Source organism: Neorhizobium sp. JUb45 (assembly GCF_004343585.1).
In the GTDB taxonomy this organism is placed as follows: domain Bacteria; phylum Pseudomonadota; class Alphaproteobacteria; order Rhizobiales; family Rhizobiaceae; genus Neorhizobium.
This window is the reverse complement of the sequence record NZ_SLYW01000002.1, coordinates 370,955-388,110: the sequence shown is the minus strand read 5'-3', so window position 1 is coordinate 388,110 and position 17,156 is coordinate 370,955. Positions and strand designations below refer to the sequence as shown.

At 62.4% G+C, this 17,156-nt stretch carries 22 protein-coding genes; 7 read left to right on the top strand and 15 right to left on the bottom strand.

Features of this window, described 5'->3' with window-relative positions; all coding sequences use genetic code 11:
• Positions 1 to 140 precede the first annotated feature (140 nt).
• Entirely contained in the window at positions 141 to 1,361 is a 1,221-nt protein-coding gene (locus EDF70_RS08580) for an MFS transporter (protein ID WP_245519099.1), read from the top strand.
• On the opposite strand, the gene EDF70_RS08575 is transcribed toward EDF70_RS08580, so the two are convergent.
• From EDF70_RS08575 to EDF70_RS08555, 5 genes are all read right to left on the bottom strand, one after another.
• Positions 1,342 to 1,731 (bottom strand): DUF3168 domain-containing protein, encoded by a 390-nt coding sequence (locus tag EDF70_RS08575; protein WP_348639713.1) that lies wholly within the window; start codon positions 1,729 to 1,731, stop codon positions 1,342 to 1,344. The two genes, EDF70_RS08580 and EDF70_RS08575, sit on opposite strands and share 20 nt — an antisense overlap.
• Positions 1,731 to 2,069, bottom strand: a complete 339-nt coding sequence (locus EDF70_RS08570; RefSeq protein ID WP_132272935.1) for a phage head closure protein — start codon at positions 2,067 to 2,069, stop codon at positions 1,731 to 1,733. The genes EDF70_RS08575 and EDF70_RS08570 overlap by 1 nt, the downstream gene beginning before the upstream one ends.
• Positions 2,070 to 2,071: 2 nt before the next feature.
• The gene (locus EDF70_RS08565; protein WP_132272934.1) at positions 2,072 to 2,641 is read right to left on the bottom strand and encodes a head-tail connector protein; all 570 of its coding nucleotides are present in this window, start codon (positions 2,639 to 2,641) and stop codon (positions 2,072 to 2,074) included.
• 230 nt (positions 2,642 to 2,871) lie between these two features.
• Positions 2,872 to 4,122 (bottom strand): phage major capsid protein, encoded by a 1,251-nt coding sequence (locus EDF70_RS08560; RefSeq protein WP_132272933.1) that lies wholly within the window; start codon positions 4,120 to 4,122, stop codon positions 2,872 to 2,874.
• A 27-nt stretch (positions 4,123 to 4,149) separates the two neighbouring features.
• Complete coding sequence (locus EDF70_RS08555; protein WP_132272932.1) at positions 4,150 to 4,725, bottom strand: HK97 family phage prohead protease; 576 nt, start codon at positions 4,723 to 4,725, stop codon at positions 4,150 to 4,152.
• Positions 4,726 to 4,832: 107 nt separating this feature from the next.
• Between EDF70_RS08555 and EDF70_RS08550 the strand changes: the two genes are divergently transcribed.
• The gene (locus EDF70_RS08550) at positions 4,833 to 5,126 is read left to right on the top strand and encodes a hypothetical protein (protein ID WP_132272931.1); all 294 of its coding nucleotides are present in this window, start codon (positions 4,833 to 4,835) and stop codon (positions 5,124 to 5,126) included.
• Between the two features lie 3 nt (positions 5,127 to 5,129).
• Here the strand turns inward: EDF70_RS08550 and EDF70_RS08545 are convergent, their stop codons facing one another.
• The 6 genes from EDF70_RS08545 to EDF70_RS08520 form a co-directional block, all read right to left on the bottom strand.
• Positions 5,130 to 5,471, bottom strand: a complete 342-nt coding sequence (locus EDF70_RS08545) for a DUF6107 family protein (protein ID WP_132272930.1) — start codon at positions 5,469 to 5,471, stop codon at positions 5,130 to 5,132.
• 242 nt (positions 5,472 to 5,713) lie between these two features.
• Entirely contained in the window at positions 5,714 to 6,010 is a 297-nt protein-coding gene (locus EDF70_RS08540; protein WP_132272929.1) for a type II toxin-antitoxin system RelE/ParE family toxin, read from the bottom strand.
• Complete coding sequence (locus EDF70_RS08535) at positions 6,007 to 6,270, bottom strand: ribbon-helix-helix protein, CopG family (protein WP_132272928.1); 264 nt, start codon at positions 6,268 to 6,270, stop codon at positions 6,007 to 6,009. The genes EDF70_RS08540 and EDF70_RS08535 overlap by 4 nt, the downstream gene beginning before the upstream one ends.
• Positions 6,271 to 6,326: 56 nt before the next feature.
• Positions 6,327 to 7,511 carry a phage portal protein gene (locus tag EDF70_RS08530; protein ID WP_132272927.1) on the bottom strand — a complete coding sequence of 395 codons (1,185 nt, stop codon included), beginning with the start codon at positions 7,509 to 7,511 and terminating at the stop codon, positions 6,327 to 6,329.
• A gap of 238 nt (positions 7,512 to 7,749) precedes the next feature.
• Positions 7,750 to 8,058 carry a Dabb family protein gene (locus EDF70_RS08525; protein ID WP_132272926.1) on the bottom strand — a complete coding sequence of 103 codons (309 nt, stop codon included), beginning with the start codon at positions 8,056 to 8,058 and terminating at the stop codon, positions 7,750 to 7,752.
• A 75-nt stretch (positions 8,059 to 8,133) separates the two neighbouring features.
• Complete coding sequence (locus tag EDF70_RS08520; RefSeq protein WP_132272925.1) at positions 8,134 to 8,739, bottom strand: glycoside hydrolase family 19 protein; 606 nt, start codon at positions 8,737 to 8,739, stop codon at positions 8,134 to 8,136.
• Positions 8,740 to 8,880: 141 nt separating this feature from the next.
• On the opposite strand from EDF70_RS08520, the gene EDF70_RS29940 reads away from it, so the two are divergent.
• A complete protein-coding gene (locus tag EDF70_RS29940) occupies positions 8,881 to 9,021 on the top strand; it encodes a hypothetical protein (RefSeq protein ID WP_165931956.1) in 141 nt (46 codons plus the stop codon).
• Between the two features lie 73 nt (positions 9,022 to 9,094).
• On the opposite strand, the gene EDF70_RS08515 is transcribed toward EDF70_RS29940, so the two are convergent.
• On the bottom strand, positions 9,095 to 10,309 hold the full coding sequence (locus EDF70_RS08515) for a terminase family protein (protein WP_132273687.1): 1,215 nt from the start codon (positions 10,307 to 10,309) through the stop codon (positions 9,095 to 9,097).
• A 475-nt stretch (positions 10,310 to 10,784) separates the two neighbouring features.
• Positions 10,785 to 11,336 carry a hypothetical protein gene (locus tag EDF70_RS08510; RefSeq protein ID WP_132272924.1) on the bottom strand — a complete coding sequence of 184 codons (552 nt, stop codon included), beginning with the start codon at positions 11,334 to 11,336 and terminating at the stop codon, positions 10,785 to 10,787.
• A 479-nt stretch (positions 11,337 to 11,815) separates the two neighbouring features.
• On the opposite strand from EDF70_RS08510, the gene EDF70_RS08505 reads away from it, so the two are divergent.
• From EDF70_RS08505 to EDF70_RS08495, 3 genes are read left to right on the top strand one after another with little or no spacing between them, the layout of a single operon-like run.
• Positions 11,816 to 12,721 carry a dihydrodipicolinate synthase family protein gene (locus EDF70_RS08505; protein ID WP_132272923.1) on the top strand — a complete coding sequence of 302 codons (906 nt, stop codon included), beginning with the start codon at positions 11,816 to 11,818 and terminating at the stop codon, positions 12,719 to 12,721.
• Positions 12,722 to 12,758: 37 nt separating this feature from the next.
• Positions 12,759 to 13,181, top strand: a complete 423-nt coding sequence (gene arsC / locus EDF70_RS08500) for an arsenate reductase (glutaredoxin) (RefSeq protein WP_132272922.1) — start codon at positions 12,759 to 12,761, stop codon at positions 13,179 to 13,181.
• A 41-nt stretch (positions 13,182 to 13,222) separates the two neighbouring features.
• Positions 13,223 to 13,858 carry a DUF1629 domain-containing protein gene (locus tag EDF70_RS08495; protein WP_132272921.1) on the top strand — a complete coding sequence of 212 codons (636 nt, stop codon included), beginning with the start codon at positions 13,223 to 13,225 and terminating at the stop codon, positions 13,856 to 13,858.
• Positions 13,859 to 13,864: 6 nt separating this feature from the next.
• Here the strand turns inward: EDF70_RS08495 and EDF70_RS08490 are convergent, their stop codons facing one another.
• Complete coding sequence (locus EDF70_RS08490) at positions 13,865 to 15,367, bottom strand: protein adenylyltransferase SelO (protein ID WP_132272920.1); 1,503 nt, start codon at positions 15,365 to 15,367, stop codon at positions 13,865 to 13,867.
• A gap of 149 nt (positions 15,368 to 15,516) precedes the next feature.
• On the opposite strand from EDF70_RS08490, the gene EDF70_RS08485 reads away from it, so the two are divergent.
• A complete protein-coding gene (locus EDF70_RS08485) occupies positions 15,517 to 15,939 on the top strand; it encodes a SufE family protein (RefSeq protein WP_132272919.1) in 423 nt (140 codons plus the stop codon).
• 61 nt (positions 15,940 to 16,000) lie between these two features.
• Here the strand turns inward: EDF70_RS08485 and ispH are convergent, their stop codons facing one another.
• Positions 16,001 to 17,068 carry a 4-hydroxy-3-methylbut-2-enyl diphosphate reductase gene (ispH, locus tag EDF70_RS08480; RefSeq protein WP_165931968.1) on the bottom strand — a complete coding sequence of 356 codons (1,068 nt, stop codon included), beginning with the start codon at positions 17,066 to 17,068 and terminating at the stop codon, positions 16,001 to 16,003.
• Positions 17,069 to 17,156 lie beyond the last annotated feature (88 nt).

The window sequence follows — 17,156 nt, the reverse complement described above, 5'->3', positions numbered from 1 at the left end:
GCGGCTTCCCGCAGAAGGAGACGCCTGCTAACGCTTGCACCCAGCGGCATCGTGCCGGCGGAAAATCGATTCCGGTTTTCAGGCCGATGCTGAAATGCCCTCACCCTGTCCATCGCCTCATCCAGACACGTATCCCCGCCATGCCTTTTCCGCTCCGTTCGGCCCAGACAATCGGCGTCCTCGCCGTCACGCAGCTGATCGGCTGGGGAACGACCTTCGAATCCGTCGGCGTGCTCGGCCGCAGGCTGGCGCCCGATCTCGGCCTTGCCAATGAGGTGGTTTTTGCCGGGCTGTCGGTAATGATGATGGTCAGCGCACTGGCCAGTCCGCTTGTCGGCCGCATGCTCGATCGCCACGGCGCCGCGCGCGTGATGGCGGCGGGCTCGCTGTTCTTCGCTGTCGGCCTCTGCCTGCTGGCCGCCTCCACCGGCATCCTCACCTATGCGGTATCCTGGGTCATCCTTGGCCTCGGCGGCGCCTTCACGCTGTCCGCACCGGCCTTCACCGCCGTCGTCGAGCGCGAGGGCGCCGGCGGCAAACGCACCATCGCCATCCTCATGCTGTTCACCGGCCTGTCGGCCACGATCTTCTGGCCGCTGCTCAGCGTCATCTCGGATCTTGCCGGTTGGCGCAGCACGCTGGTGATGGCGGCGGCCCTGCACGCTTTCGTCTGCGTGCCGCTCTATCTGTTCGGCCTGCCCAAACCGATCGCTTACGAAAAATCCGGCGACAGCGCAGACTTCGCACCGGTGCCGCTGAACGAGGGCGACCGAAAACGCGCCTTCCTGCTGGTGGCGATCACCACCGCCATCGCCTCCTTTGTCACCTTCGGCCTCTCACCCTCGCTTCTGGAAGTGTTGCACCAGTTCGGCGCCACGCCCGAATTCGCCCTGCAGCTTGCCGCCGCCCGTGGCGTGCTCGGCATTTCCGCCCGCGGTGTCGATATGCTGCTCGGCAAGCGCGGCAACCCGTTCATCACCTCGGTTGCCGGCTGCAGCTTCATGCTTGTCGCCTTCGCCGGCCTGCTTGTCCTGCCCGCATCGGCGTTCAGTCTCTGGGTTTTCATCGCGCTTTACGGCTTTGGCTCTGGCATCCTCGTGGTCGCCCGCGCGCTACTGCCGCTGGCGCTGTTTTCGCCGCGCGAATACGGCCGCCAGGCAACCCGCCTCGCCATGCCGCAGAATATCGCCAATGCGCTCGCCCCCGTCATCTTCACCATGCTGATCGACCGCACCGGCGTGGCGACAGTGATCATCACCGCCATCGCGCTTGCCGGCGTCGCGCTGATCGCCATCATCCTGCTGATCGCGCTGGTCCGGCGCGTGCGGGCGCAAGCCGCATTCATTCCGTCACCGCCCTGAACCGCATTTCCGCCAGCTGAAATTTCGTTTTCGCCTCGCGCCGCGTCCGCGTGCCCCGATGCAAAAGGCTCACCAGAACCGCGCCCTCCAGCGCCATCGCCGCATCGTGCAGCAGCGCTCGCACGCGGGCCGCAATCACCTGCGTCTCCCGCCGCCCCTCCGACAGTGACCACACTTCCAGCGTGATCAGATGCACCTGCAGCGTCTCGCCATCCTCATCGCGGCTGTCGGTCTCGCCAAACACCACGCAAGGCAGCTCGGCCCGCGCCAGCATGCGGTCGCGCACGCCATCCGGCCCCACCAGCGCCCGCAATTCGGCATCACCGGAAAGCCGCGCAAAAATCGCCTTCATCAGCGCATTCACCGCCATCAGCGCCCCTCCTCCTCGCAATGGCAGACGAGATACCGCCGCGTCTCATCGGGATCGCGCACCGCCCTGATGGCGAATAGACGCTCCCCCTTGCGAAACCGTTGTCCGCCCAAAACGCCGTCACGAAACCGCACCCAGATCCGGTGCGTCACGGTGGCGCTCTCGGCCGCCGCCCCCTTTTCAGACACCACGAACGACACCGGCTCGATCCGCGCCCACATCGACGACGCAATGGTCCAGACCATCACCGCGCCGCCCTGCCCATCCGGCAGCGCCTCGGCCACTTCAAGCTCCAGCCGCGCCGTCATCTGTCCGGGATCGAAAAACGTGACCGGCATGTTTAGAGCCTCCGCAGCCGGTAAGAGGCGATCAGCCGCTCATAGCCATCGGGAATGCCGGCCGGCTGGCTCTCCAGCGCCACCACGCCGCGGAACGCAAACATATGCGCCACATGCAGCAGCATGGCCCGTTTCAACCCGTCCGGCACATCGGCACCGCCCTCCCCGAAACCGGCAACAAAGGTGATCTCGATACCGTTCATCACCTGTCCCGGCGCCGGCGGATCACGCAGCCACAGCCGCACCGGCCGGCTTTGGCCATCGAGCAGATGATCTTCAAGTGACACATCAACCGGCGCACCAGCCGCATCATAAACCGTCACGTTCTCAATGGCTTGCACTGGAAACCTGACAATCTTCAGGATGCCGTCGCGCGGCCAGAGATCGAGGCACAGCCGCCATGTCTGGGTGATCAGGCAAAGCCCGGTCTCGCGCTCCAGATGTTCGCGTGCGGTGGTGATGAGGGAAGAGATAAGCGTATCCTCATTGCCGTCATCAAGCCGCAGATGCGCTTTGACGTCGGCAAGCGTGATCGGCTCCGCGGTGGGCGGAGTGGTCAGGATATAGGTCATGGGAGGTCCCGCGAGGTTGCGTTGTGCGGTGTTGGCCCCTCACTTGCGATTTCTAGCACTTAGCTAAAGCTAAGATGCTGAAATCGCTTTCTCTCCCGCAGGGGGAGAGATAGGGCCGCAGCGTCTTTACCTCTCCCCTTGTGGGAGAGGACACAAAATCATGATCTTAGCCAATAGGCTAAGTCATAGATTTTGTTGGTGAGGGGCTAACCGCATCCGAAAAAATCACATTAGCTGGCCGAAAACTTCACCACCTTGATCGCCTCGAAATTCTGTACCCCACCCCCAACCCGCTTGGTGGTGTAGAACAGCACGTACGGCTTGGCCGAATAGGGATCGCGCAAAATCCGCACCCCGGCCCGATCCACCACCAGATAACCCGAGCGAAAATCCCCGAAGGCGATCGCCGTCGCATTGGCGGCGATGTCCGGCATCTCTTCCGCTTCCGCCACCGGAAAACCGATCAGCGATGCCGCTTGGCCCACCGATGCCGGCGGGCGCCACAGGTAATTGCCATCCGCATCCTTGAATTTTCGAACCTCGGCCTGGGTGCGCCGGTTCATCAGGAACGTGGCGTTCTGGCGATGTTTGGCCTTCAGCGCATAGATCACATCCACCAGCGTATCGGAGGGGTTTGCCGCCTTGAAACCACCCGCCACGCCGGTCGCCACATGGCCGAGGCTGCCCCAGGCCCAATCCTCCTCGGCCACCGTCGGATAAGACAGAAAACCCTTGGGCTTGTTGACGCCATCGCCGCGAATGAAGGCGTCGCCCTCCTGCTCGGCAAACACCACATCCACCTCACCGGCAATCCAGGCCTCGATATCGACGGCTGCATCATCCAGCAGCGCCTGTGTCGCCGCCGGCATGGCGTAAAGCTCCATGGTCGGAAAGGTCAGTTCGGACAGCTGCGGCGTATCGGTCTGCGGCCGCGCCGCCGTCTCGGAAACCCATCCGGTCGCCAGCCCCGCCGCCGCAAACGGCTTTTTCAGCACGGCACCGGAAACCGTCCGCACGGTTGAAAGCGCACGCATCGGCGAAACGACAGAGATGCGCCGGCCGATCTCGTTATCCGTCTCCGGCGGCACCAGATATCCGCCATCCGCCCCGGCAGAACCCGAAAACGCCTTGGCCTCCAGCTCGCGCAGACCCTGCTCGTCGCCACGGCGGATATAGGCATCGAAAGCCGCCTTGTGTTCCGCCGCTTCCGGCCCGATCTCCCGGCCAGATCCGAGGGCCGGTCGCGCCTTCTTGAGCAGCAGCTGGTCGAGCACCTTTTTGTTGTCGTCGACGGCCCGGTTGATGCGTTCCATCCTGTCGCGCGTCACCACATCGGCTGACATCTTTTCCTCGATCTCGCCGAGCCTCCTGTCATTGACCTCCTTGAAGGCTTCGAATGCCTCCATGAAATCCTCGAAAGCCGCCGTCACCGTGTCCGGCACGGCCTTGATTTCAGGCGCCACACGCATCTGTTCCGTCATCTCGATCATCCCCAATGGTTGGATTTTTCACGTTGATCTGAAGGTTGAGGCAAACATCAGCTTTGCCGCCCGCCGCATCTGGCGGACGAGTTCGGTTTCCCGGTCGCGAAAGAACCGCGCATGCTTCACGTCGGATACCCGCGCCGAAGGCAACATCGGAAAGGTCACGACGGAAATCTCCCAAAGCTCGGCTTCGAGAATGCGCCGCACCCCGGTCTTGGCGTCGGTGCGGGCCTTCACACTGCGAAAACCGATCGAAAGCCCGTCCAGCGCGCCCGTCTTCATCAGCGAAAACACTTCCCGCGCCCGCGCCACGCCGGGCGACAACATGCCCTCGACATAAAGCCCGCGCGCATCCTCGCGAATGGTCTTCCAGGCCCCGATCGGCTCGGCCGGATCATGCTGGTAGAGCATGCGCACCTGCCCCGCGCCACGCTCCACCAGCGACTGCCGGAATGCCCCGCGTTCAATGGTGTCGCGGCCGAGATCGACCTCGCCAAACACGCTGGCATAACCGGAAAATACCCCGTCGCCGCTCACCCCGGCCAGTTCCAGATTGGCGAATTTGCGCGCAGTGGAGCGAGGCCCGCGATAAGCGTGCATGAAATTTCTCCTTGGTGTCCTGATTTTTTCTTTGCGCCGCTGCGCGCCTTGCCCGGCACAGCCACAGCCCGATATGCACCGTTCTACGAACGGCAAAGGAACGACACATGGCCTGCAGCACCTGTGCGGACTTTTCATCACCGCGCCAGATCCGCCTGCCGGCCGATCTCACAGCGGTTATCCTGTCATTGCAGGCCGCCGTCGCGCAGAACCGCCTCACCGTCCTGCCGGCCTACAGCGCCACCATCACCGCCCCGGCCTTCTCCACCCTCGCGGCAGAAGGCCCATGGCACGAGATCATCCAGAACACCTTTCGATGCTCCGGCTGCGGCCAGAAATACATACTGAGCGCCGACACCTATCACGGCGGCGGCAGTCTCGATGCGACCGACGGCGTCTGAAACCTATCCCGATTTCTTCCCATAGCGCGCCGCGATCCGTGACAGCGCCCCCAGCACCCACCAGGCACACAGGCTCGCCGCCGCCGATCCGGCCAGCATCAGATCGGAGCCGGAAACGGCATCGGATATCCCCAGCCGCTCAGCCAGCCATATCCCCGCCGGCCCGCCAAAAATAAGCCCGCAGCTGACGCCTGTGGCAAACCGGCTCAAGGCCTCGCGCCGGCTTTTGGGCAGAAGATAGATCAGCGAGACGCTCGCGCCTGCCACCGCCCCCACTACCCGCGCGGCCCACACGCCGGCATCGTTGCCGATACCGGCTCCGAGATCGGTGCCCAGTTCAGTCATTGTTAACCATTCCCTGCGAGATTGAGGATCCGTCACAGGCATAGCCATGCGACGATGACGGTGTTGCGCGCGGACAAAAACCGCCCGGCCGAGGTTGCAGGAACCATCGCTCCCGCCTCGAAACCGCTTTAACTTTTGATGTTTTCGCGAGTCGCCAGAATCACTTGGCGCAGATTGCTGACAGAGTGAGTCCGGGTTTTGAGAGGTTGAGTGAACGACTTCACTGACCGGATGAACTCGCCCTAAAGATCCTCGTCCTTTTCCAGGTCCGGTGCGATCTGACGACCGTGGCGAATATACGAAACGGTCAAACCTTTCGGGCCGATCCGGTAGCTGATGACATAATCACCCGAGACAAAGTGCCGACGTCCCGGCAGGATGCTCTCCTCAACCCCAGCCATAGGATGGTCCGCGAGAAGGCGAAACGCCTTCTGCAATTGCAACACCACGGCCTCGGCCGCGTGCGGGTTAAAACGCTCCAGATAGGCGTGTTCCTGCCGAATAAAGCGGATCGCATTTTTCGAGAGCCTGAGCTTCATTCCGCGGCGTCCTTGCGCTCGTCGAGCAGCTCGGCGAAAAATTCCTCGGCGTCCATGCTTTCGCCATTGGCGATCTGCTCTTCGCCTTTCAGGATCTGCAGAACGTCATTGCCCTCCGCCATCATGTAATACTTCAACGCCCGCACGATCACCCAGCTGCGGCTGCGCTCGCTCGCCTCGGCGATCTTTTCGATGTCCTCGAGAATATCCAGCGGTACCCTGAGCGTGATCGGATCGGACAGAACAGGTTTATCGGCCATAAGAACCTCCATTTGTAATACGCGGTATTACAAATTGCGCCCGCCGCCGCCGACCGTCAATATCCCACCGTTTCACGTTTTTCGTCGTCGGTCAGAAACGCCGCCGCCCCCACCCGTGCCCACAAGGCCTCGCGCTCGGTAGAAAGCCCCGCCACCCGGTCGAGATCCGGTTCCAGCCGCAACCCTTCTCCCAGCACTCCGCACAGCCAGGCGGAAAAACTCGCCGCCGTGCGAAAAATCATCGGCAGCACGGTGAGGCGATAAAACGCCCGATGCGCCTCCTGATAATTGGCATAGGTATTGTCGCCGGGAATGCCCAGCAGCATCGGCGGCACACCGAGGCCGAGCGCGATGTCGCGCGCCGCCCCGTTTTTCGCCTCCATGAAATCCATGTCTTTCGGCGAAAGCGCCATCGCCTTCCAGTCCAGTCCGCCTTCCAGCAGCAGCGGACGCCCGGCATTCACCGCACCGGCATAACCCGCCTCCAGCTCCTCGCGCAGCCGGTCATACTGGTCGGGCGAAAGATTGCCGCCATCCTTGGGCTGATAGACCAGCGCCCCGGAAGGCCGCGCCGAATTGTCGAGCAGCGCCTTGTTCCAACCGGCAGCCGCATTGGAAAGATCAAGCGCCGCCCCGGCCGCCACCAGCGGCGAAAGACCGCAATGATCCTCCAGCGGATGAAACAATTTCAGGTGCAGCACCGCCAGGCCATCATTCTCCACCTCGGCCGGCAAACGCCGCACCACGCCGCCGGCCCGATAATCATAGGCCAGCGGCCAGCCATCCCGCCCCTCGACGATCGCCACCCGGTCGGGCCGAAGCAGATGCAGCTCCCTCAAACGCCCACCCACAAACAGCGGCTCCACATAGGCATTGCCCGAAAGCAGCAGATGCCCGTACAGCGCCTCGAAAAAATCCGCCCCGCCCTGGCGCCCGTTCGGCCGCAACAGCAGCGAAAGTGCGGCATGATCATCCACCTCGACCTTGCCCTCATAGGCCAGCCACGGCACGCAAGCCGCCGCTTCGGCGATCATCCGCACAGCCCGATGCGCCACCGGGTTTTTCATGAACCCGGCCCGCGCCAGTGCCGCATAGGACCGCCCCGACCAATGCGCCGCGCCCTCGCCGGCAATCACGGCAAAAGCCGCCCCGACGCCGGACACCGCCTTCGCCTCCGGTGATCCAGACACGGCTTTGCCATCCCCCGCGAAAAACCGCGGCAGGCGAAACGGAGATTTCATCTCGGGTTATCCTTGTGTTTGATAGCGGCGCAAACGGGTGGATTACAAAAGGCGCGGCGATCTCCCAATACCTTCTCCCCATGGGGGAGAAGGTGGCCCGAAGGGTCGGATGAGGGGGTAATCTGCATCGAAAGGTCTGGCGGCGCCGCCCCCTCATCGCCTCGCTGACGCTCCGGCACTTCTCCCCGATGGGGAGAAGATGTCTGGAGAACCGCCGAGAATCACCAACCGAAAAACCCTAACCCAGAGGCGCCGTCACTGCCTTGCCCACATCATAATCCGCGGCAATCCGCATTTCCCTTATCGGCTTCACCACATCGATCGACTGCTGATAAATCGGGTGCGCCTTGTAGGCGGCCAGAGCCGCCTCATCGACGAACTCGCCGTAGACCACGAGATCGATCTCGGTGCCCCACTGATCGGTCTTCACATTGGTGCCGATTTCCAGAAGCTGCGCATGGGGATTGGCGGTCAGCAACGAAAGCCCCGCCCGCACCGCATCGAGGTTTTCGGGTTTGACTGTGAAAAACACGATATGGCGTATCATCGAAACTCCGCGGGCATTCTTTTTGCAATTCGGGCTCGCTAACACGTGCCGCTGTCGCCTTCAACGCGCCCGCACTCAACCCAGCGCCGCCGCAAACGCCCGTCCATAGCCCGCCACCAGCTCCGCCCTGTCCGTCCCGTTGACGATCTTCCTTGCCCCCACCCAATCGGCCTTGCCACGGCAAAAATAGTAATCCAGCCGCCAGCCGGTAAATATGCCCACCCGCATGCCCTCGATCAGAATCCTGGCGGCGATATCGGTGCGCATTGCCAGCGCCGGCTCGGCCACCAGATCCACTCCCGTCAGGTCAGACATCGCCTCGTAATTGCGCCTGTGCGTCAGTTGCACGAAACCGCGTCCGAACCAGTTTTTGCCCTCCGCATCCGGTCGCCAGTACGGCACCTTCACCGATGGCAACCGCCCCGCTGCAAAGGCCCGTTCCAGCCGCGCCACCGCCTCGCCGTCGCTTTTCGCCAGCGTTTCGCGCACCGGCTGCATGGTGCCAGCCGTTTCGTGAAAGGCCGTCGCCATCACATAGGCAAGCGCCGGATCAGCCGCTCTGGAATGCAGGCTCCAGCCATCGACAATCGTTTCCATGCCGGTGACCTGCGTACGCAAAAGCCTGCCGCCAAAGGGGTTTTGACGCACACGATCGAAAAACCGGACCTTGTCCACAGCCATGGCCAACACCGCCCCAAATTAAATGACGATTTTCAATCGGTTTAGAAAAACTAAATCGTTTTAACGGCTTAAGGCCCGATTTACTTTCTGTTCACAATATGGAACCAACTGGGATGTCGGGCGTTACCCGTCGGTTTTTCAATGAAGGAGATCATGATGATGCGCCAGCAAGCTTCCGCCCTGCCCGTGAAACAGCCGATCCCCCAGCATGTCGCCGAACGTCTCGAGTCCGAGTGGCGCCAGGTCCGCGAAAGCGCGCCAGCCGTGACCACCAAACGCTGATACAGTTTTCGTCCCGCGTTTTTCGATGCGGGACGCCCCATGCCGGCGTCAGCAAGATTGCTCGTTCGCGGCGTCAGATCCCGCGCACCCGCGGCACCCCTTGGCCCTCCAGCACCAGCGCCGTCAGCGCCCAGACCAGCGCATCCAGCCGGTCCGGCGAACGGCCTGACGAAAGCCCGTCCGGTCCAAAGTCGCACATCTGATCTTCCAGCCCGACAAACCGCCCCGCATGCAGCACACGCCCCTGCTCATAGAGGGCTGCCACCGGCTCGGCGCGCAAAAACTTGCCACGGCTCGCCCGCACCATCGTCACCGGCAATCCGGCATCGACGCTTTTCAGCATGGCCGTCACCATCTCGCCGCCCTGGTTGACCTCGGCCACCACCCGGTCGGCGGCAAACCGTTTATAGGCCTTCACCACCGCCTGCGCCCATCCGGCCGGGCTCAATCCCTCGACCGAACAATCGGCCAGAACCACGGCCCGCCCGTAACCGCCGGCAGAGACATCCTTCTCCTCGATCCCGGCCACCACGATGCCGCAGCACGATCCCTCGCCGGAACCGGCAGGCGGGTCCACCGCCACCACGATGCGTTTCAGCACTCCATGCGCCCGCGTCACGCAGGCTTCCAGATCGGCACGTTTCCACAAAGCGTCGGCACGGTCCTCGATCAGCTCGCCGGCAATTTCCTGCCGCCCCAGCCGCGTGCCGCCATAGCGGCTTTCCAGCACAGCCATGAAGCCCGGCGCCAGATTGCCGGCATTGGCCGCCGTCGACATCCGCACCAGATGCGTCGTCGGATCGGCGATCAACCGTTTCAGCACCGGCACCGGCCGCGGCGTCGTCGTCACCAGCTGGCGCGGATCAGAACCCAGCCTCAGACCGAACTGCAGCATGTCAAACGTCTCCTGCGCATGTTTCCACTTGGCCAGCTCATCGCACCAGGCGAAATGAAATTGCGGCCCGCGCAGGCTCTCGGGATCTTCCGAGGAAAAGATCTGCGCCACCGCGCCGTTCGGCCACACCAGCCTGCGCCGCGATACCTCGAAATCCGGCAGGTTCTTGCGGGCGATGCGGCAGATGCCCGACGCCCCGTCCACCATCACCTCGCGCGCATCCCCCAGCGTTTCCGCCACCAGCGCGATGCGCAGATCGGATCGCTGCGCCGCACAGGCCAGCGCATGCACCCACTCCGCCCCCGCCCGCGTCTTGCCGGATCCACGCCCGCCCATCAGCAGCCACGTGCGCCAGTCGCCCTCGGGCGGCTTCTGGGCGGTGCGGCCGGTCATGAACCATTCGCGTTCGATGGCGTGGAGATGCGGTGTGAGCAATGCGTTATCGGCGATGTCGGAAGGAAGCGAAGCGTTTCGGCAATCTCCCGATTTCTTCTCCCCTGCGGGGGTCCGAAGGACGGGCGAGACCCGTGGCTCGCCCCGGCGGTGGCCCGAAGGGTCGGATGAGGGGGGAGCCGTCATCCGCGCCGTGCCATGTAGCCCCCTCATCGCCTCGCTATCGCTCCGGCACTTCTCCCCGATGGGGAGAAGATTGTTGTGGCAACCCTCCATCCCCATCGACAGTTTCTCTGGTGTAGAAGGGGGTATTTCCAGCCCTGAAACATCCGAAATCGGCTCACACCCTCCACCCGCATCAATGCTCTTTGCCAATCCCCCGCCCGCCCCCAAAGCCAACAGGGCCCGTCGCCGAACATCTTCAATCCCGCTCATCGCATCCCCATGCGGCCCCAGAACCTCGACAACCTCCTCCTCAGCCCGTGTCGGGCGCTGGCGCTCCATCCCCAGCCGCACCGCCGGGCTCTTCAGGGTCAAGACCTGCAGCGAGGCACCGTTGGCGATATCGTTCCTCGGCGCGTTCATCGATAAGCCGTTCGACTTCACGAAGCGCCTCCTGATACCCGCCCTGATCCGCCACCCGCTCGGCCTCGGCCTGGCGGTCGCGGGCAAACTGCCGCTGCAAACTGTCGATCTTCTCCAGCGTGCGCACGATCAGCGACATCGCATCGATCGCTGCCTTGATGTCGGCGCGCGCCAGTTTCTGCGCCGCCTCATCGCCGTCGGCCAGCATCACCTCGGCACCGCAGCGCAGGCCGCGAAACGTCTCGAACTGCTTGCGCAATTCCAGCGTCGCCTCGTTGAGGATCGGCCGCATGTCGCTGGCCGCCTGCTCCTCGGCCCGCAGCGCTTCAGCCGATTTCATCTCAAGCAGGACGCCCTGCGCCAAACCCATCAAAGGCGCATCATCCGCATCGCCCCAGGTGCCAAACAGGCCCACATCGAAATCGTCAAAATCATCGGACATGCCAAACGTCCTCCGCGCCGGCCAAAAGACCAGCGCCCACAAACCCAACAAAAACCGGAGTTCTGTCACCGGAGAAGCGCCAACCCGCAACTCTCCGACTATGCATAAAACCTATCAGACGACCGTCACGCCGTCAAGGATTATTTTCCTATTTCATGATTTCAATGTTAGCTGGCCGCCTCCATTGAAGAACGCATTGAGCGTGCACACTTCTGGAGAATGGCCAGAGCCCAAGAGATATTTGCAGTAATACTGAGCATCCTCGGCATTTTGGGCGGGGGCCTGCTGGGCTTTGGCCTTGCCGGTCCCCTTGCTGCCCTGCTGTTCGCGCCGGTCGGGGCATGGCTTGGCTTTATGATTGGAGCGGATCCCCTAGGTTTTCTGCGCCTGTTGGGATAGGTGCCGCCCCCGCTTGCACATCCCGCCCAATCCCGCATAGTGGCGCCCTTGCCGCGTCTCCCGTTTTGAAAGTGCCAGACATGCCAAAGCCGCTGCCGCTGTTTACCGGCCTCTCCGCCTTCCCGCTCACGCCGGCGGATGAAAGCGGCCGCGTCGATACCGATGCCCTGCAGGCTCTGCTCGCCCGCATCGTCGATGGCAAGGCAAACTCTATCGGCCTGCTCGGCAGCACCGGCACCTATGCCTATCTCACCCGCGAAGAACGCCGACGCGCGCTTGATGCCGCCGTCGAGGCGGTTGCCAAGAAACTGCCGGTCATCGCCGGCATCGGCGCGATGCGCACAGACGAGGTGCAGGCGCTTGCCCGCGATGCCGCCTCTGCCGGTGCCGATGCCCTGCTGCTCGCGCCTGTCTCCTACACGCCGCTGACGCAGGATGAAGCCTATCAGCATTACGCCACCGTCGCCGCCACCACCGACCTGCCGCTGACGATCTACAACAACCCGTCCACCACCCATTTCACCTTCAGCGAGACGCTGATCGCCCGCCTTGCCGAACTGCCCAATATCGCCGCGATCAAGATGCCACTCGCAAAGGACCTCGATTTTTCAGGCGAGATCACCCGCCTGCGCCAAAAGACGCCGGCCACCTTTTCCATCGGCTACAGCGGCGACTGGCACATGGGCGATGCGCTGCTGGCCGGCGCGGATGCGTTCTATTGTGTGGTCGCCGGCCTGTTTCCACATCCGGCCGCAGCCCTCGTCAAGGCGGCGAAGGAACACAACGCCGCCGAGGTCGCCCGTATCGATGCCATGTTCGAACCGCTCTGGGCGCTGTTCAAGGCGCATGGCAGCCTGCGAGTGATCTATGCCGCCGCAAACCTTCTCGGCCTCACCACCGCCCAGCCGCCGCGCCCGCTCCTACCCCTTGCCGACACGCTGCTGCCGGAGATCGAACAGGCGATTGCGGCTTTGCCCGAACGCTGAGCCGACAGCCCCAACCCATTGAATGAAAAGCACCCTGATGCGCGCAAAAATCTATCACAACCCTGCCTGCGGTACCTCGCGCAACACGCTGGCGCTGATCCACAATGCCGGCATCGAGCCCGAAATCATCGAATACCTGCAAACCCCGCCAAGCCGCGCCGAATTGCTGCAGATGATCTGGAATGCCGGCCTCAGCATCCGCGAGGCGATCCGCGAAAAAGGCACGCCCTATGCCGAACTCGGCCTCGACGACCCGGCGCTGTCCGACGACGCGCTTCTCGATGCAATGCTCAATACCCCGATCCTCATCAACCGCCCCTTCGTGGTGACGGATCTCGGCACACGCCTCGCCCGCCCTTCAGAACTGGTATTGGATATCTTGCCGGACACGCACAAGGGTCCGTTTTCAAAGGAAGACGGGGAAGAGGTGATCGACGCGGATGGGAAAAGGCTGCGGTAGGTCAGCTTCGCATAAAACCGAAATCAATACCGAGGCCATGAATGCCGATCTTCTCGATTTATTGCGATACGCCTGAAGATACGAACTACGAAGCGAAGCCACTGGACGGCGACTTCAACAAGGTCGCTCCCCTCGGATTTGATTTTCACCCGGTCGCAAAAGCTGCAATAAATGCTGACGGCGGCATCATCTTCCAGCGCTTTGACTATCAGGGCACTCCGGTTGATACGACGCATTTGCCATCCCGGGTGATGTTGGGCGGCCCCAGGCGCAATCTCACGGCCTTGTTTAAGGCACACGGCCTATTTCTGACAAGCAAAGCTCTTCGTGAGGTCATCGAAGAATTGGAGCCCGGTCGCCATCAGTTCGCACCCATGGAATTGGTTTGGAAAGACAAAACACATGCTGCCGACTATTTCTGGGTTTACCCCTGTGTGCGTATCGACGGGATGGATCAGGTGAGAACGACTGCTGTCATGAGCCCGGCCACAGGCTTGTGGCAGATAACGAATGCAAGCAAGCTCTTCGCGAACCGCGATCAGGTCGGTGCCCACCATCTCTGGGTCGACACGCGCCTGCCAACTTTTCCTCCCTTTGTCTCCGAAACATTTCGTGCTGCCGCCGAAAAAGGCGGCCTCAAAGGCATCGGCTATAGCGAGATCCCCTTCAGCGACTGATGCCAATCACGTCCCGCAAAACGTCCGCATCACCCGCTGATCCACCGTCGGCGGCGTCATCAGGTCGGCAAATTCCGGCTGGTCCTCATAGGGCTTCTCCAGCGCCGTCGTCAGCCGTTCGAAAAAGCTGAAATCACCGTAATTGGCAGCCGAAATCGCTTCCTCGATACGGTGGTTGCGGGCAATGATCGCCGGGTTTTTGGCCCGCATCGCCGCCCGCTGCACCTCGGGCCCCCGGCCATCCCACTCCAGCCTCAGCCGCCACCCGGCCAGCCAGTCCGCCGCTGCAGCCCTGGCCGTCACTCCGGCCTCCATCACACCATCTGAAAATTCTTGCAGAAACGCCGCGTCCCCTTCCGGCGTCACCGCATCGGCCAACCGTCGACAGGTCAACGTAAAATCCGCCTCGCCCTTGTGCATGGCGCCAAGCAGACCCTGCACCAGATCGCCATCACCCTCCTTGCCGGTCGACAGGCCGATTTTCTGCGAAAACTCGGCAAGCCACGCCACTTGGAACCGCTCGCCAAACTCCTTCAACAAGCCGTTTGCCGCCTCCACGGCCTTTTCCTCATCGGCATCGATCAACGGCAACAGGCATTCCGCCAGCCGCGCGATGTTCCACTGGGCGATGCCCGGCTGGTTGCGATAGGCATAACGCCCCTGCGCATCGATCGAGGAAAACACTTTCATCGGCTCGTATTCATCGAGAAAGGCGCACGGCCCGAAATCGATCGTTTCGCCCGAAATCGTCATGTTGTCGGTGTTCATCACCCCATGGATGAAACCGACACCCAGCCAGCGCGCCACAAGCTTCGCTTGCCGCTCCGCCACGCCCCGCAACAGTGCAAGATACGGATTCTGTTCCGCTTTCAGATCGGGATAATGCCGCTCGATCACATAATCCGCCAGCACCCGGATGCCGTCAGTGTCACTCCTGGCGGCCAGAAACTGGAACGTGCCGATCCGCACATGGCTGGCCGCCACGCGCACAAACACCGCGCCCTGCTGCGGGGTCTCGCGATACACCGCCTCGCCGGTCGCCACCGCCGCCAATGCCCGCGTTGCCGGAATGCCGAGTGCGGCGAAAGCTTCGGAGACGATATATTCCCGCAGCACCGGCCCCAGTGCGGCGCGTCCGTCACCCCGGCGTGAATAGGGCGTCGGCCCCGCCCCCTTCAGCTGGATATCGCGGCGTTTGCCGTTCACATCGATCACTTCGCCCAGCAGGATCGCCCGTCCATCGCCCAGCTGCGGCACAAAATTGCCGAACTGGTGGCCGGCATAGGCCATGGCGATCGGCTCGGCGCCGGCGGGCAGAACATTGCCGCCAAATATCGCCGCCAGCCGGTTTTCATCCGCATCCGGGCCGAGTGCCTGCGCATCCAGCTGCAGCTCGCGCGCCAGATCAGCATTAAATTTCAAAAGTTTCGGGCCCTCGACTGCCTCCGGATAGACGGATGCATAAAAACGCTCCGGCAGGCGGGTATAGCTGTTGTCGAAGTGGAACATGGCAGGTCTCCGGGCACTATTCGGCTCATTCGAATATGGTGACACGCGCCGGATTCGCAACCTCGCTCCAAGCAGCACGCAGCACCAAACTTTTCGTTTTGCCCCCGGCCCATCCTGCCTATATGAAGCGGATAAAAGCAGGAGTGCATATGGCCAGCCTCGAAACCATCATCGACGACTTTGCCTTTCTCGACGATTGGGAAGACCGTTATCGCTACGTCATCGAACTCGGCAAAGCGCTGCCGGAACTGCCGGAAGACAAGCGCGATGCTCGCTACAAGGTGAATGGCTGCGCCAGTCAGGTCTGGCTGGTCAGCCATGTGGCCGATGATGCCGCAGATCCGGTGATGACCTTCGAAGGCGATAGCGACGCCCATATCGTGCGCGGCCTCGTCGCCATCGTGCTCGCCGTCTATTCCGGCAAAAAGGCATCCGAAATCGCCACAACGGACGCGATCGAAATCTTTGACCGTATCGGTCTGGTGGAAAACCTTTCTTCCCAGCGCGCCAATGGTCTGCGCTCGATGGTCAAGCGTATCCGCGAGGAAGCTTTGGCATTGGCGCCGGCCTGAATGACCGCCAGCGGGGCAACAGTGTTTCCCCACTCGGACATCTGGCCCGGACAGGCTGTAATTACACCGAAAGCGGCCGCACGCCGTTGACCCAGGCCATATCTTCCTGCGTCAGCGGCACGTCGCGCAATTCGCGATTGACGAGAAAGTTTTCGGTCTCTTCCGTGGTGATCGCCAGTTCCACCTTGGCATCGAACCGTGCGCGAAATGCCTCGATGATCTCGTCGACGATGACTTCCGGCGCCGATGCACCAGCGGAAATGCCGAGCGTTCTGATATCGCCGATCTCGTCCCAGTTCAGTTCCGAGGCGCGCTGCACGAGGATCGAGTGTTTGGCGCCGGCACGCAGCGCCACTTCGACAAGGCGCTTGGAGTTCGACGAATTCGGCGCACCGACGGTGATGAACAGGTCGCAGCCTTCGGCCGCCTGCTTCACCGCTTCCTGACGGTTGGTGGTGGCATAACAGATACTGTCGGCCGACGGCGCAGTCAGGTTCGGGAAACGCTCCTGAAGGCGCGCGATGACGCCGGCCGTATCATCCACCGACAAGGTCGTCTGGGTGACGTAACCGAGATTGTCCGGGTCGATTGGCGTATAGACATCGGCATCCGCGATGGTTTCCACCAGCGACACCGTGCCTTCCGGCAGCTGCCCCATCGTGCCGATCACTTCCGGGTGGCCGGCATGGCCGATAAGGATGACATGGCGGCCGAGGCGCTGGTGACGCATGGCCTGCTTGTGCACTTTCGAGACCAGCGGGCATGTCGCATCGAGATAGAAGAGATTGCGCGACTGCGCATCTTCCGGCACCGACTTTGGCACGCCATGAGCGGAAAACACCACCGGCTGCTGGCGATGTTCGGCCGGGATCTCGTTCAGTTCCTCGACGAAAATGGCGCCCTTGGCTTCCAGACCTTCGACGACATAACGGTTATGGACGATCTCGTGACGGACATAGACCGGCGCACCATACTGCTTCAGCGCCAGAACGACGATCTGGATGGCACGATCGACACCGGCGCAGAAACCGCGCGGGCCGCACAGGCGGATCGTCAGTTCGGGTTTTGCGTCAGCTTGGCTGATCTCGGTTGGCTGTGCGCCAGCCTGTTCGGTCACCTGAATGTTCATTCCGTTCCACACGAAGGGGCGAGCCTGAAATGGGCGCGCCGCGATAGAGGGCCTCTTGGACGTTTCATATAGGCGAGCCGGGACAAAT